This is a genomic window from Metabacillus halosaccharovorans, from assembly GCF_002019635.1.
GTDB classification, from domain to species: Bacteria; Bacillota; Bacilli; order Bacillales; family Bacillaceae; genus Metabacillus; species Metabacillus halosaccharovorans.
The window spans coordinates 2,068,287-2,083,760 of record NZ_KV917372.1 but is presented as its reverse complement, the minus strand read 5'-3'; the positions used below and the strand labels follow the sequence as shown (position 1 = coordinate 2,083,760).

Genomic DNA, 15,474 nt, shown 5'->3' with positions numbered 1-15,474 from the left:
AATGGATAAAATCTTAGAAGTGAAAGACTTGCACATTTCATTCCATACGTTTGCTGGAGAAGTGCAGGCAATTCGTGGAGTTAATTTTGATTTGTTTAAAGGGGAGACTTTAGCAATCGTAGGTGAATCCGGTTCTGGAAAATCAGTTACGACAAAAGCGATTATGCGTTTGCTTCCCGAAGCAAATTCAGACATTAAACAAGGTGAGATTCTTTTTGAAGGTAAAGATCTAGCAAAAGAATCAAATAAAAATATGCAAAAAATTCGTGGGAAAGATATCTCGATGATTTTCCAAGATCCAATGACTTCGTTGAATCCAACAATGAAAATTGGAAAGCAGATTATGGAACCAATTATTAAACATCAAAAACTAAGTAAATCAGCTGCGAAGGAACGTGCAATTGATATATTAAAGCTTGTAGGTATTCCTAAACCTGAAGATCGTTTTAATCAATATCCACATCAATTTTCCGGTGGAATGAGGCAAAGGGTCGTAATCGCGATTGCTCTTGCGTGTAACCCGAAGGTTCTGATTGCTGATGAACCGACTACTGCGTTAGATGTGACAATTCAAGCTCAAATTCTTGAATTAATGAAGGAATTACAGAAGAAAATTAATACATCCATTATTTTTATCACCCATGATTTAGGTGTTGTGGCAAATGTTGCTGATCGTGTTGCCGTGATGTATGGTGGGAAAATTGTTGAAACTGGAACTGTTGATGAAGTTTTCTATAATCCGCAGCATCCATATACATGGGGATTAATAAGTTCAATGCCAAGCCTTGATACTGAAGAAGAGGAATTATATGCAATTCCAGGTACTCCGCCTGATTTATTACACCCGCCTAAGGGTGATGCATTTGCACCTCGTAATGAATATGCAATGCAAATTGATCTGGAGGAGCAGCCTCCTATGTTTAAAGTGTCTGATACACATTATGCTGCAACATGGTTACTCCATCCGGATGCGCCGAAGGTTGAACCGCCACTCGCAGTAAAACGACGTCAGCGTCAATTCCCTGATGGAAAAGGGGGGAACTAAAATGGAAACAACAGAAAAGTTATTAGAAATTAAAAATTTAAAGCAATACTTTAACATTGGTAAGGCAAATGAAGTAAAAGCAGTAGATAATGTTTCGTTTGATATTTTTAAAGGGGAAACATTAGGATTAGTTGGAGAGTCCGGGTGTGGTAAATCTACAACCGGCCGAACAATTATCAGATTATATGATGCTACTGACGGTGAGGTTCTATTCAATGGTGTAAATGTACATGGGAAAAAGTCCCGTTCACAATTAAAAGAATTTAACCGAAAAATGCAAATGATCTTTCAGGATCCCCAAGCGTCTTTAAACCCAAGAATGAAGGTTTCAGATATTATTGCTGAAGGTATTGACATTCACGGTCTTGCAAAAACGAAAAAAGAACGAATGGACAGAGTCATTGAATTACTTGAAACAGTAGGTTTAAATAAAGAGCACGCAAACCGTTACCCTCATGAATTTAGTGGCGGGCAGCGTCAACGTATCGGAATCGCTCGTGCACTTGCTGTAGAGCCTGAATTCATTATTGCAGATGAACCAATTTCTGCACTAGATGTATCGATTCAAGCTCAGGTTGTTAATTTAATGAAAAAGCTTCAAAAAGAAAAAGGCTTAACATATTTATTTATTGCCCATGATTTATCAATGGTGAAATATATAAGTGATCGTATTGGTGTTATGTACTTTGGAAAGCTTGTGGAACTGGCTAGTGCAGAAGAACTCTACAACAATCCAATTCACCCTTACACACAATCTTTATTATCAGCAATTCCACTTCCTGATCCGGATTATGAGCGCACTCGAGTTAGAAGAACGTATTCTCCTAGTCAACATAATTATCAACCAGGTGATGAAGTTGAATTCAGAGAAGTAAAACCAGGACACTTTGTCATGTGTTCACAAGCGGAATTTGAAAAATATAAAAAAGAAAATGCTTAATGATTTTGTGAAAGAGATTACCCACGGGTAGTCTCTTTTTTACGTGGACATATGAAGAAATTATGTTATAATCAGGTGGGAACGTGTGTTCCTTGTGTGTTTTCGAAAGGATTGTTTTTTAAAAAAATAGTAATAACTCTATAGTGAAATGGAGCGGAAGACACTCGACTCCTTCGGGAAGTGAGGAAAGGCTGAGACCCCACAGGCGAAGCCGAGGAGGCTCAGCTTCCTCCCCGCGGAAAGTGAGTGTCTGGAGCGCAATGGAACGAACTGATTTTTACCATTAGTATGTAAGAAATAGCCTTTTATTAATATAGAATGTTTAATAATTCATAAAAAGGGTATACATAAGCATGGGAGAATTTATTAAATGTGATAGGAGTAGATGAATGAACTGGTATGAGAAATTAAATCAGTATTTTCCCATTGAAGAAATGAAATCAAAAAAACATATGGAAACATTGCTTCAAGAGAGGAAAGATATCTATCATAAGGATGAAGGGAAAAATCATGTCCTAATGTACGCTGAACTTCCTGATTTTCTTTTTATTGATTATCTCTTCGTATCAAAAGATGCTCGGGGAGAAGGCTTAGGGAGTAAATTAATAAATAAGCTCAAAGATAAAAAGAAACCTATCATTCTTGAGGTTGAGCCCATTAATTATGAAGATTCTGATTCCGAAAAGCGCTTGAAATTTTACCAAAAACAAGGCTTTAAGCATGCTGAATCAATTGGTTATGAAAGGCGCTCACTTGCAACAAATGAAATAAATAAGCTTGAGATCTTATATTGGGCACCAAATGATGAATCTGAAGAAAAGATTTTTGAAGCCATGCAACAAACATATACCCTTATTCATACATTCAAAGACAAAGAACTTTACGGGGAATCCTATCAACCTGTTCATGAAGTACTGTCAATGGATGATAAGAAGAACAATCAAAATATTTTCGATGAGCTGACTTAATTGAGAATGCAGACAGTGACTTTTTTGGAACAGCTGGCTTTTTTAAAAGCCAAAATAAGTCACTGTTTACATACACTATCTAGACTTTTCAAGATTGTAATCGTTTTGTCATACTTTTAATATAATAGCTATATGCATACTTACTTTTTTATAGTATAATCAATTTATTGATTCTTAATTAAATTAATTTTAATTTTAGAAAGATATAAATGTTACTCATTCTATATTTAGAGGAGTGAAAGTCAATGGTTACATTGTATACATCACCAAGTTGTACTTCATGTCGTAAAGCAAAAGCATGGTTAGAGGAACATGAAATTGCGTACGTTGAAAGAAATATTTTTTCCGAACCTTTATCCATTCAGGAGATTAAAGAAATCCTACGAATGACTGAAGACGGAACAGATGAAATTATCTCAACACGTTCTAAGATTTTCCAAAAGTTAAATATTAACTTAGAAACAATGCCATTGCAAGATCTGTATACTTTGATTCAAGAAAACCCTGGACTTCTTCGTCGTCCTATTATCATTGACGAAAAAAGACTGCAGGTAGGCTATAATGAGGATGAAATCAGACGTTTCCTTCCTCGCCGTGTTCGAACTTATCAATTACAAGAAGCACAACGTTTAGTTAATTAAATATGAAAAAGAGGTTATTTCTACATTCTATTCAAATTCTTGAATACTGTAGAAATACCTCTTTGTTTATTTGGGGATTGTTTATTCTTTTCTTAAAGAAATTTGTTGATAAATAAGACCTGCTAACAAAATAAAAGACACGGTTAAATAGGGGATGCTCTGCTCAATCATAGGGTAAGAGATAAACAGATTTTGCAAATTAGGCTCTTCAATAATCATTTTTCCTGATGTAAGCGCAAGTAAGCCTCCGCCAATATAGATCAAAAATGGATACTTTGTCAGTAAGACAAGGATGATCTTACTTCCCCAAATGATAATAGGAATGGAAATAAATAGTCCTAGTGCTACTAATAACATATGCCCCTGCGCTGCTCCAGCTACCGCAAGAACATTATCAAATCCCATTAATAAATCGGCAACAACTATTGTTTTAATAGCTTTCCATAAAGATTGATGACTTCTTATCTTTGTCGTGTCTTCCTCTTTTCCGACAATAAGTTGGTACGCAATATAGAGGAGAAAAACACCACCAATAAGCTGAAGGAAAGGTATTTTTAGTAAATACACGGCAACTAATGTAATGAGGATCCGAATGACAATTGCAAGCATTGTTCCTAATACAATCGCTTTGTTACGCTGAACAACGGGTAAGTTACGGCATGCCATAGCAATAACAACAGCGTTGTCTGCACCAAGGACTAAATCAATTCCTATGATCATAAGAAGTGATAACAAGAAATCGTGTTCCATCGAATAAACCCTCTTTTCAGCTTTTTGACTGCTCGTACAAATTATATGATTGTATTTTTAAGTTATGCTTTTAAGATTCATATAGGTAAATAACTGTTTTTGTAAATTCAGAGTTTTTTTATTTCCTTTAAGCACTTTTTATCATAAAATAGGAGTACAAGATTCTTTCAATATTGAAGGTTTTGAACATTAGTGTGAATCATTCTTTTAGGAGAATGTTGACACTTCCCTTTACCCGGGTTAAATAGTTGAAATTTTGGGTAAAGTGTAGTAAAGTACAACTACCCTGAGGGGGGTTGTCCCTTCAACATCTTATATAGAAGGGAAGGTTGAGTAATGGAAATTGAACGTATTAACGAGAATACCGTAAAGTTTTATATTTCGTATTTAGATATAGAAGAGCGTGGATTTGATCGTGATGAAATATGGTATAATCGTGATCGAAGTGAAGAGCTTTTTTGGGAAATGATGGATGAAGTCCATGAGGAAGAAGAATTTATGGTTGAAGGTCCTCTTTGGATTCAAGTTCAGGCGCTTGATAAAGGTTTAGAAGTTATTGTGACAAAGGCCCAATTATCAAAAGACGGACAAAAGCTTGAACTTCCAATTTCTGATGAGAAGCTTAAAGAACTGCCAGTAGATGAAAATATTGAATCCTTATTGGATCAACATTTTAATAAATCAAGTGATTCACAAGATGATCACATGGAAGATATGGAACAACAGCTTCAGTTTGTATTAAAATTTAATGATCTTGAACATATTATTTCCTTGTCTAAATATTCGCAACTGAATGGGATGACGAATCATTTATACACGCTCGACCAACAGTATTATTTATTTATAGAGTTTGATGACGAGGTCAGTGATGATGAAATCGAGAACACATTAAGTATTCTTCTTGAATATGGACAAGAATCTCGGGTGACCATTCACCGACTTGAGGAATATGGTTCTATTATTGCAAAAGATCATGCACTTACTGTTATCAGAAAGCACTTTTCCTAATAAATTATAAGTAGCAGAAAAAACCGATTATTCATGAATCGGTTTTTTCTGTGTTTTTTATCCCACCTTAACGTGCAGTGAAATTTCTATTTCAAGATTTGGGAGAAGCAAAGAAGATAAGAGAGAGTTAACTAACTGCCCGTAAAAGTCCGACGAAGGCAGGACGTCCAAGTCAGGCTAGACATAAGGATGTGGCGTTATGAGCCTGATAAGTTTGGCTAACCATCAGTGGGGGAAGAATAAAATCCCCACTGATGGAAGTCTCACTTTATTTTCCTATTTAAGGGTTAAAAAGGATTCTTAAGTAATAAAATAGTGAGAACTATAAAGCAGCAAACTTTGAAAAACAGCCGGAAAGGTTTTGTTTTATTAAAAGAAGGGAAGTAAGAATAAAAATAAGACAGGTGAAAATCGATGAAATTTACATTCCGATTACTACTATTTATCACACTTATTGCTTCCATTATCCTAATTACCAAAAGTTTCTGGGGAGATTGGATTGTTGGATCTGTCAGTGTCCTTTTTACACTTTCCATCATATTTATTTGCATTGTCATTTTCTTAGAAAACAGACATCCATCTCATACAATCACATGGCTCGTCGTATTAGGGGGATTTCCTCTAGTAGGTTTCTTTTTTTATTTATTCTTTGGAAGAAATATTAAAAAGAGGCGGTTGTTTGAAAAAAAAGCTCTTTTAGATGAAAAAGCATTTTTGGAAATAGAGGGAAATCAAAGGTCATATCAAGATAAAATTGAGCATATGGGGAATCATCAGCAATTATTGTTTAAGTTAGCTCACCGTTTAGGACATAGTCCTATTTCATTTAGCACCAAGACAAAAGTGTTAACAGATGGAATCGAGACATTTGAACATATCTTTCAGGAAATTAAGAAAGCAAAGCATCATATTCATCTTGAATATTACATTGTGAGAGATGATGAGGTTGGACAAGGGTTAAAGAACCTTCTGATTGAAAAAGCAAATGAAGGCGTGGAGATCAGGTTTCTATATGATGCTGTTGGTTGCTGGAAATTATCTAAAGAATATATTAAAGAACTAAGTAAATCGGGTATAGAAATGGTTCCGTTTTTACCGGTCAAAATTCCCTTCTTTAACAATAAAATAAATTTTCGAAATCATAGAAAAATCGTCGTGATTGATGGAGAAGTTGGCTTTGTTGGGGGCTTGAATGTAGGGGATGAATATCTGGGGAAAGATTCCTATTTTGGTTACTGGCGAGACACCCATCTACTGATTAAGGGTGAAGCAGTTCGAACATTACAAATGATTTTTTTACAAGACTGGTACTACATGACAGATAAAAAACTGTTACCTCATTTGTATTTAGCACCAAACACAGAGTCATTAGAGGAAACGGGAGGGGTGCAGTTAATTGCAAGTGGTCCAGATAATAAATGGGATGTTATTAAGAACTTATTTTTTTCAATGATTATCTCTGCAAAAGAGTCGATATGGATTGCTTCTCCTTATTTTGTACCTGATGAAGATATTCTCTCGGCACTAAAGGTTGCCGCATTAAGTGGAATTGACGTTAGACTTCTCGTACCAAAGCGACCGGATAAAAAAATTGTTTATTATGCATCAAGATCATACTTTCCTGAGCTATTAGAGGCAGGAGTAAAAGTATATGAATATGAAAAAGGATTTTTACATAGTAAAATCATAATTGTTGATTATGAACTAGCTTCCATTGGGACAGCCAACATGGACATGAGAAGCTTTCATTTGAATTTTGAAGTGAACGCCTTTTTATACCGGACGGGTAGTACACAAAAGTTAGTAGACGCATATATAAATGATATTAATCATTCCAGAGAGATTAATTTAGAACAGTTTTCGAAGCGGTCGCTTCCGGTAAAACTTTTTGAATCCGGGGCAAGGCTTATGTCACCATTGCTTTAACACAAAAGTTCAAACAACCAGTGGAAATTGGTTGTTTTTCTTTTCAAAAATTAACTTTTCGCAATTTGTCAAAATCCCCTTCATATGGATAATGGATAGAAAAGGGAGGGGAAGCAGGTGTTTGTCGCGATTGATCAAGAAGGATTGATGGTTAATGTTGCAGAAAAAAAGTGGTCAAGACAGAGATTAATGAAGCTCAGGGAAAAAAGGAACTTCAACTGTCCAACATGTAAGCAAGAAGTAGATTTGAAAATTGGCTCTATTATCGCTGCACATTTTGCACACAAAAAATATGGGGAATGCCCCACCGTCAAAGGAAGTCATGAAAGTGACTATCATATGAGGGGAAAACATGATTTGTATCATTGGTTTACTAGTCAGAAAGGGGTTGAATCTGTACAACTCGAACCTTATCTACAAGAAACAATGCAGCGCCCGGATTTATTCATTGAATATAATCAAAATAAAATTGCGATTGAATATCAATGCTCAACAATTGATACGAGAATTTTGAGAAAAAGATCACAACTATATCACCAGGAAGGAATCTCCTATCTATGGATCTTAGGTGCCAAAACTCTAACAAGAGTAGCATCACAGTCCTATCGTCTATCTCCTTTTCAATGGAATTTTATCTTAAAAAAAGAAAACTCAGCGCCATATCTATTTTCGTATTGCCCTAATTCAAGGGCAATGATTGTGTTATATCATCTTCTTCCATTTTCCTCACGAACAGTTATTTCTGAACATAAACATTACCCTTTACCCTCAAGCTCCGTTCATGATGTCATGAAACTTCAACCTTATAAAAAAGAGAATTTGCATAAGGAGTGGATTCGTAAGGTTAGAAGTTTTCGTCTTAAAGCACCGGGTTTTCAATCTAAACAATCGTCAAAACTCCAACAATATCTATATCAAACCGTTCATCTGCCACTTTCATATTTACCTTCCTATGCATTTCTTCCTTTGGCCAATAATTATATTTTTGAATCTCCTGTCTATGTGTGGCAGGGATGGATCCTCTTGTTTATTCATGCTATCTCGTTAAATGGTTCATTTCGTACACATGATGTTTACCATGCCATCTCAATGAGAATGAATGAAGGCTCCATTACATCTCGTTCTTTAATAAAGCAAGTGTCCTTTATTTCAGCAATTGATACATATCTCATGAAGCTTGCAGACTTGGCAGTTGTGGTTTTCGAAGGAAAGGATCGATTGAAGAAGATAAAAGAAATAAGGTGGACAAACCAAATGGAAGAGCTGTTCAAGGAAGATGTAAAAATAATAGGATCAATATAAATACGACAGTGAATAGTAATTTATTTTTTGAACAAATTAAAAGGGAGATATTAACATAAAGAGGTGAACATATGTTTAATATGAAGAGAAAAAGTAATCCTGTTTTAATGGTGGCTTCGATGTTAGGTGTTGGGGCAGCTACTTACTATTTGACAAAAGAAGCAATGCGGGGTGAAGATAGAGATAGTAAGGAGTCATATCCAACAGAAAATCCTTTCGATTATATAAGGAATGATTTTTAATTGGCTCATGCGGAGAATGATCTTCGGGAGGGTTGGATATGAACATAAGCAAACTGTTATCTCTTCTAACAGCTTTTACACTTATGGGTTCAATGAGCCCAAGCTCCGCATTAGCTGTTAACGTTAAAGGGGGAAATGATATGTCGGAACAAGCAGCAGTAAAAAAGTTACCATCTAGAAGTGACATCAAAGTAGATGATACATGGAGATTAGAGGATATTTTTTCTACAGATGATGCCTGGGAGAAAGAATATAATGAAGTCCAACAAGCACTACCTAAATTAGCCGAGTTTAAAGGAAAACTAGGGGACAGTGCAGCATCACTTCATGAAGCTCTTTTCTATCAAGACGAAGTAATGGAGCGCTTAGGAAAACTGTATACATATGCACATATGAGGTATGATCAGGACACAACAAACTCAAAGTACCAGGCACTAAATGATCGTGCCAGAAATTTATACACACAGGCTTCAAGTATTAGCTCATATATTGTACCGGAAATTCTATCAATTGATGAAGCGAAAATTAAGCAATTTTTAGGTGAAAAAGAAGAGCTGAAACTATATGAGCATGCTTTAGACGAAATTAATCGTCAGCGTCCACATGTTCTTTCAGCTGAAAAGGAAGAACTATTGGCTGAAGCTTCAGAGGTCTTGGATTCTTCAAGCAATACATTTGGTATGCTGAACAATGCTGACTTAACTTTCCCGACAATTAAGGATGAAAACGGGGAAGAGGTAGAAATCACACATGGCCGATATATCCGCTTTTTAGAAAGCGAAGATCGCAGAGTACGTGAAGAGGCATTTAAAGCAGTATATGGAAAATATGATGAATTCAAAAACACTTTTGCCAGTACTTTAAGTGGGACAGTAAAAAAAGACAATTTTAGTGCAAAGGTAAGAAATTATGATTCTGCTAGGCAGGCAGCACTAAGCAGTGACAATATTCCTGAGGAAGTCTACGATAATTTAGTGAATACGATTCATGATCATTTGGATTTGCTTCAACGGTATGTGAAGCTTCGTAAAGAAGTACTGAAGCTTGATGAAGTTCATATGTATGATCTGTATACACCTCTCATCAAAGATGTGAAAATGGAAGTAACCTATGACGAAGCAAAAGACTATATCTTAAAAGGTCTTGAGCCATTAGGAGAAGATTACATTTCTATACTTGAAGAAGGCTTTGAAAATCGTTGGGTTGATGTTCATGAAAATAAGGGAAAACGCAGTGGTGCCTATTCTTCAGGTACATATGGAACAAATCCATACATTTTAATGAACTGGCAGGATAATGTTAACAATTTATTTACACTTGCTCATGAGTTCGGACATTCTGTACACAGCTATTACACACGCAAGTCTCAACCATATCCTTATGGAAACTACTCTATTTTCGTTGCAGAAGTAGCTTCAACTTGTAATGAAGCACTGTTAAATCATTACCTGTTAAATACAATTGATGACGAAAAGAAACGGTTATATTTACTAAATCATTTCCTTGAAGGATTTAGAGGAACTGTTTTCCGTCAAACCATGTTTGCTGAATTTGAACATATCATTCATCAAAAAGCACAGGATGGAGAGCCGTTAACACCTGAATTATTAACAAAAACCTATTATGACTTAAACAAAAAATACTTTGGTGAAGATATTGTAGTTGATGAAGAAATCGGATTGGAATGGTCGAGAATTCCTCATTTCTATTACAATTACTATGTTTATCAATATGCAACAGGTTATAGTGCTGCAACAGCATTGAGCAACCAAATTCTAGAGGAAGGTCAGCCTGCTGTAGACCGTTATGTAGAATTTTTAAAAGCAGGAAGCTCTGATTATCCAATTGAAGTTCTTAAAAAAGCAGGTGTTGATATGACTTCATCTGCACCGATCGAAGAAGCTTGCAAAGTATTTGAAGAAAAATTAAATGAAATGGAAGAGTTATTAGCGAAAGTGAATAGTTAAAATGAAAGAGGAATGTGCAATTGCACATTCCTTTTTGGGTTATAACATATTAATTCTTTAAAATCCTTTAAATGTTTTTCGATGGTTAATAAAATAAAGAGTTGTAAAAATAGCAATAAATAGTAGAGGAGAGGTAATATATAGCGGGAAAATGTCCATAAATGCTAATAAGTTAATAATGATTAAAACGATTGTTATTAAGGTGAGAAGCAGGATCCAGCTACCTTTCATGAGTAATCCCCCTTAGAATTAATTCTTAGTATTTTATATGTTATCAGTGAACCAATTATCCATGAAAATTGAGACAGGTTAAGTCATCGAGAAGTGCAACTAAACCTCATTGGAATGTGAATTTTTTGTGAAAAGGAGCTATCTTACTTGTCAAATGTCGACACATTTTGATATATTATAGATGTGAAATTAATCACAAACAAACATTTACCCCTTTGTTTGACCGTGAAAAATTTCTCCCATCCCCTTTGTTGTCGTTAAGACATATAAAAGAGACCCTTTACTTTGTATAGGGTCTTTTTATTTTGGAAGTGAAAGTTCTTTACTTTCTTATTCATAAAAAAGAGATTGACTATAGTCAATCCCCCAATCCCTTTATTTGGTTCCTGTATATCTCCAAAATGTTCCGTGTTTCGCTTGAATCTTTTCAACTTTTTGGGAAAGAACCAGCTTTTTAAGCTCTTTTTCTACTTCAGTTATGGTCATATTATAAACGGTTGCAATCTCAACTGATGCAACAAATCGATAATGCTGTAAGAATATTTCCAATGGAGGTGTATGGGAAGGTTTAATCACGTCACCAACCATTTCTTCTAAAAGCTCTACATACATTTCATAAGAATAAATGCCGGTTATTTTTAATCCTTCCTGCTCAACTTCTTCGCTAAAAAAGGCGAGTGTGGGGATTTCCTGGATATCCATTTCTGATGTGATTTTAAGATCACATTGTAATGCTTTTGCAGCACTCTCAGAATGGAGGTCCTTCCGAAATTCAGTTACATCCAGTCCTACGTTATTGGCAATATCTACTAAAATTTCTTCATCTGATACATTTTGACTTTCAATAAATAATAATTCCTGCAATTTTCGTAAATAGCGAAGTCCTGCTTTTCTACCTTGCAATTCAGCGGATTTTATTGCCAGTGATGCCCGATACGGAGTTGATAATGGATTTTCCATCCATACTTTACCGTCACAAGACATGCCTGTACGACATGCAGTTTTTTCCCAAGCCTGAGCGAGCTTTTCAGGGCTTTTTCTTTTTGTAATATTCAATGTAGCGAGACGTCCGCTAATGATGTATTTAAGGGTGAAAAGCCGTCCGTACTCGATTTGTAACTTTTTTATAATTGGTTCCAATGCCCAACATTCGGGGCATAGAGGATCAACAAACATATAAATCTCAATTGGTTTATCAGGATGCCCATGACAATGGGAGAAGAAGAGGGATACGTTCTGTTTCTCATGATGTTCCTTCATTGTTTGTGCCTTCTTTCTGATTGCTTTCTTCTTCCGGTTCAATTGTGTTGACCATATGATGTGCTGTTAGCTGTAATCGATGAAGGAGAAAATCCGCTATTTCCCCTTCTAAGCCTGTTTCTTTCATAGCGGTTTGCATACAGCTTATCCAAGCATTTGCTCTGGAAGGTGTGATTTCAAAGGGCAGATGTCTTGCTCTTAACATCGGATGCCCATGTTCTTCTGTATAAAGTTGTGGTCCACCTAAGTATTGTGTCAGAAATTGCTTTTGCTTACGTGCTGTTTCCGTGAGATCATCTGGAAATATGGGAGCCAGTAACGGGTGATTCTGAACATGAGAATAAAAGGTATCAACAAGCTGCGAAAGTGTTTCTTCTCCGATCGCTTCATAAGGTGTTAAATGTTGATTCGTCATGTTGATTTCTCCTTTTCGATATGCTAAATAACAAGTTACGTTAAAATTGAATCTTAGGTAGTTTTTTGTTTTGATGTAAATTCATTTTAACAAGCGTTCTTTCATATCTCAAACAAACCGCTCTCAAATGTTATATTTACCATTATTGTATGTGGAAGAAGAAAAGCGCAAGGCGCCTGCCAATCGCCTTATGACCTCGAGCCGATGGCGCCTGGAGCTAGACACTAAAACTAAGTACAAATTATATACTATCTTATCAGTTTAAAAAAAGACCATCAAGAAGATGGTCTTTAAAAAGTTTACTTTACACCTGATAAGTTGACGTGATTTTTCTTACATAGTTTTGTGTTTCTTTAAATGGAGGAATACCGCCATATTTGTCTACGTTTCCTGGTCCCGCATTATATGCTGCTAAAGCGAGGGAAACATCTCCATTGTATCGTGATAGCATTTGTTTTAAATATTTTGTTCCTCCGTCAACATTTTGGGCGGCATCTAACGGATTATCAACTCCAAGAGATCTTGCAGTTGCAGGCATTAGCTGCATCAAACCCATTGCTCCGGCATGGCTTTTGGCAGTCGGGTTAAAACCGGATTCCTGTTTAATGACAGCACGAATTAACTTCTCATCTACACCATACTTTTCGGCTGCTTTATTAATGATTTCATCAATTGAGTTTGCCTGTAAAGGAGTGTCCGATTGACTAGTAGAAGTCAATTGATCAACAACAGGTGAACTCATCAACGAAGATATTGGCAAAGATGATAGTGTTGGTGTAACATTCTGTTGGACTGTTTCATTATTACTGCTAGTACCGACTGATAAGAAAGATTTTAGTAGTTCTTGAAAATTCGTTTCAAAAGTGGAATTACTTGACTGATTAGCAGATTGATTAAAGCTTTGAAGTGCCTGCAGTTCAAGCATGGTTTTGTAATATTGCATTTTAATATCCAAAAGTCTTACCTCATCTCACTATATTTTTGCTCATAAAAACGGCGAATTTTATTTTTCGTTTCGCGAATTGGTATATTTAGTTCTTCTAAAAGATTATGGAAAACATTTTTACCTTCTTGTTCATCTTTTACTTCATATTCAAGTTCAAAGTCCTCTATATTTAAATATCGGCTGTGATCGATCACAAGTAAACCATTTTTATAATTTATTTCTGCCCGTAATGTGGATAAAGTACCAAAATAGGTCATGTCCGCTTTATTAATTCCAAGGCTCGTTAATCTCTCAGTAATTTGTCCATCCTCGAGAATCCCAGTTTCCATCATCTGTTGGGCTGCTTTTTTTGTAACGATTTGATGAGTCTCCAGTATGCCAACTTGTGCAGGCTCCTTTAATGTCATGACAAATTGATTCTGTTTCTTTCGAATTCGAAGAGCAGATCCAAGATCTTTTAATGAAAACTGTGGGGTGTCAAAATAATGATTTTCCTGAAGAAAAAATTGTTCATCCTTCAACTGAAATACTTCTTTTATGTTCTTAAACTCATTGCGAGTTAATAGGTTTTTAAATTCAATTTCTATTTCCTGTGACATATCGGTTTGACCTCACTAATCAGAGTTTCAACGAAAGCCATTACCTTAAACAGGTGCTTCCGCATTTCTTATTATCTCTCGAATTTAAATAGTCTGCAATGTTATCATGTAACTTTTTAATATGGTAAAATAATCTTGGATTGTAATGGAAGGAGATTCGTATGAATACTAGAATTGAATTAGTCGAAGCAAAAGTAGAAGATCATGTATTAATTTTGGAGCCGGCAGAAATTTCATCCGGATTGGAACAAAGTGATGTAAAGGCACAAGGACAGATGCTTGTTGATTCTGATCAATTGGCTTTTATTTATATATTGGAATCAGAAGATGAGTTTGTCTATGCAAGTCTTCCTTATCAAATTTGGCCGCATTTAAAAGAAGCGTTGGATAAAGAGTATAAAGTTGCTATGAAATTGAATGGCAAGCAGATTGAGCTCGAAAATTTAACAGATGAATTACGTTATCTATTAGAAAATATTAAAGATAATGCAAATTACGGAGATGAAATGGAGAGCAAGGTAGTAGAACTTTTTTCTCTATCTTAAAATGTAGTGGACAACAGGCGGTTGTGTTAGGGGGATACATAGATGGAAGGTCAACAATGGAAAGCCTTTTTGGCTCCTTATAACCAGGCAGTGGAGGAATTAAAGGTTAAGTTAAGAGGCATTCGGTCACAATATGAGCTGGAACATTCGAATTCTCCGATCGAGTTTGTTACTGGGCGAGTGAAGCCTATTGCTAGTATTTTAGATAAAGCTAAGCGGAAAAATATAGCAATGGAAGATTTGGAAGAAGGTCTTCAAGATATCGCAGGGGTAAGGATGATGTGTCAGTTTGTTGATGATATTCGATTTGTTGTAAATATGTTGAAAAATCGAAACGACCTCGAAATCATTGAGGAACGAGACTATATTACAAATCAAAAAGACAGTGGTTACAGATCGTATCACCTTGTTGCAAGATACCCGGTACAAACTATTGCAGGTGAAAAGAAGCTGCTGGTTGAAATTCAGATTCGTACGTTATCAATGAACTTTTGGGCAACGATTGAACACTCATTAAATTATAAATACAGTGGAAACATACCGGACAACATCAAAGTCCGCTTAAAACGAGCTGCTGAAGCTGCTTACTCACTAGATGAAGAAATGTCCCAGATAAGAGGAGAAATCCAAGAAGCCCAAGCTATTTTCTCAAGGAAGACCGATAAAAAATAAGCTGAACTAGCCTTATT

Annotated in this window: 17 protein-coding genes; 11 read left to right on the top strand and 6 right to left on the bottom strand. The window is 35.7% G+C overall.

Annotated features, from left to right (window positions below; all coding sequences use genetic code 11):
* Position 1 precedes the first annotated feature (1 nt).
* The 4 genes from BK577_RS24040 (at position 2) to spxA (ending at position 3,594) form a co-directional block, all read left to right on the top strand.
* A complete protein-coding gene (locus BK577_RS24040; RefSeq protein ID WP_078435197.1) occupies positions 2 to 1,045 on the top strand; it encodes an ABC transporter ATP-binding protein in 1,044 nt (347 codons plus the stop codon).
* Position 1,046: 1 nt separating this feature from the next.
* Positions 1,047 to 1,985 (top strand): ABC transporter ATP-binding protein, encoded by a 939-nt coding sequence (locus BK577_RS24035; protein WP_078435196.1) that lies wholly within the window; start codon positions 1,047 to 1,049, stop codon positions 1,983 to 1,985.
* A 389-nt stretch (positions 1,986 to 2,374) separates the two neighbouring features.
* Complete coding sequence (locus BK577_RS24030) at positions 2,375 to 2,953, top strand: GNAT family N-acetyltransferase (RefSeq protein WP_078435195.1); 579 nt, start codon at positions 2,375 to 2,377, stop codon at positions 2,951 to 2,953.
* 245 nt (positions 2,954 to 3,198) lie between these two features.
* Positions 3,199 to 3,594, top strand: a complete 396-nt coding sequence (gene spxA / locus BK577_RS24025; RefSeq protein ID WP_078435194.1) for a transcriptional regulator SpxA — start codon at positions 3,199 to 3,201, stop codon at positions 3,592 to 3,594.
* Between the two features lie 81 nt (positions 3,595 to 3,675).
* Here the strand turns inward: spxA and BK577_RS24020 are convergent, their stop codons facing one another.
* Entirely contained in the window at positions 3,676 to 4,344 is a 669-nt protein-coding gene (locus BK577_RS24020) for a TerC family protein (RefSeq protein ID WP_078435193.1), read from the bottom strand.
* Between the two features lie 336 nt (positions 4,345 to 4,680).
* Here BK577_RS24020 and mecA point away from each other — a divergent pair, with 336 nt between their 5' ends.
* The 5 genes from mecA to pepF all read left to right on the top strand — a co-directional run bounded on the left by mecA (position 4,681) and on the right by pepF (position 10,789).
* The gene (gene mecA / locus BK577_RS24015; protein WP_026561060.1) at positions 4,681 to 5,352 is read left to right on the top strand and encodes an adaptor protein MecA; all 672 of its coding nucleotides are present in this window, start codon (positions 4,681 to 4,683) and stop codon (positions 5,350 to 5,352) included.
* A gap of 414 nt (positions 5,353 to 5,766) precedes the next feature.
* Positions 5,767 to 7,278 (top strand): cardiolipin synthase, encoded by a 1,512-nt coding sequence (gene cls / locus BK577_RS24010; protein WP_078435192.1) that lies wholly within the window; start codon positions 5,767 to 5,769, stop codon positions 7,276 to 7,278.
* Between the two features lie 117 nt (positions 7,279 to 7,395).
* A complete protein-coding gene (locus BK577_RS24005) occupies positions 7,396 to 8,580 on the top strand; it encodes a competence protein CoiA (RefSeq protein ID WP_078435191.1) in 1,185 nt (394 codons plus the stop codon).
* A gap of 71 nt (positions 8,581 to 8,651) precedes the next feature.
* Positions 8,652 to 8,822 (top strand): hypothetical protein, encoded by a 171-nt coding sequence (locus BK577_RS26220; protein WP_169908458.1) that lies wholly within the window; start codon positions 8,652 to 8,654, stop codon positions 8,820 to 8,822.
* A gap of 140 nt (positions 8,823 to 8,962) precedes the next feature.
* Positions 8,963 to 10,789 carry an oligoendopeptidase F gene (pepF, locus tag BK577_RS24000; protein ID WP_078435390.1) on the top strand — a complete coding sequence of 609 codons (1,827 nt, stop codon included), beginning with the start codon at positions 8,963 to 8,965 and terminating at the stop codon, positions 10,787 to 10,789.
* A gap of 57 nt (positions 10,790 to 10,846) precedes the next feature.
* On the opposite strand, the gene BK577_RS26215 is transcribed toward pepF, so the two are convergent.
* From BK577_RS26215 to BK577_RS23980, 5 genes are all read right to left on the bottom strand, one after another.
* Positions 10,847 to 11,002, bottom strand: a complete 156-nt coding sequence (locus tag BK577_RS26215; protein WP_026561063.1) for a hypothetical protein — start codon at positions 11,000 to 11,002, stop codon at positions 10,847 to 10,849.
* A 393-nt stretch (positions 11,003 to 11,395) separates the two neighbouring features.
* The gene (locus BK577_RS23995; RefSeq protein WP_078435190.1) at positions 11,396 to 12,280 is read right to left on the bottom strand and encodes a ClpXP adapter SpxH family protein; all 885 of its coding nucleotides are present in this window, start codon (positions 12,278 to 12,280) and stop codon (positions 11,396 to 11,398) included.
* Positions 12,264 to 12,695: a globin domain-containing protein gene (locus BK577_RS23990; protein WP_078435189.1), complete on the bottom strand. Its 432-nt coding sequence runs from the start codon at positions 12,693 to 12,695 to the stop codon at positions 12,264 to 12,266. Before BK577_RS23990 ends, BK577_RS23995 begins: the two co-directional genes overlap by 17 nt.
* 304 nt (positions 12,696 to 12,999) lie before the next feature.
* Positions 13,000 to 13,644: a lytic transglycosylase domain-containing protein gene (locus tag BK577_RS23985; RefSeq protein ID WP_425435982.1), complete on the bottom strand. Its 645-nt coding sequence runs from the start codon at positions 13,642 to 13,644 to the stop codon at positions 13,000 to 13,002.
* An 11-nt stretch (positions 13,645 to 13,655) separates the two neighbouring features.
* On the bottom strand, positions 13,656 to 14,240 hold the full coding sequence (locus BK577_RS23980) for a CYTH domain-containing protein (RefSeq protein WP_078435188.1): 585 nt from the start codon (positions 14,238 to 14,240) through the stop codon (positions 13,656 to 13,658).
* A 161-nt stretch (positions 14,241 to 14,401) separates the two neighbouring features.
* Between BK577_RS23980 and BK577_RS23975 the strand changes: the two genes are divergently transcribed.
* A complete protein-coding gene (locus tag BK577_RS23975) occupies positions 14,402 to 14,785 on the top strand; it encodes a UPF0738 family protein (RefSeq protein ID WP_078435187.1) in 384 nt (127 codons plus the stop codon).
* A 42-nt stretch (positions 14,786 to 14,827) separates the two neighbouring features.
* Positions 14,828 to 15,457 carry a GTP diphosphokinase gene (gene yjbM, locus BK577_RS23970; RefSeq protein WP_078435186.1) on the top strand — a complete coding sequence of 210 codons (630 nt, stop codon included), beginning with the start codon at positions 14,828 to 14,830 and terminating at the stop codon, positions 15,455 to 15,457.
* Positions 15,458 to 15,474: the final 17 nt, after the last annotated feature.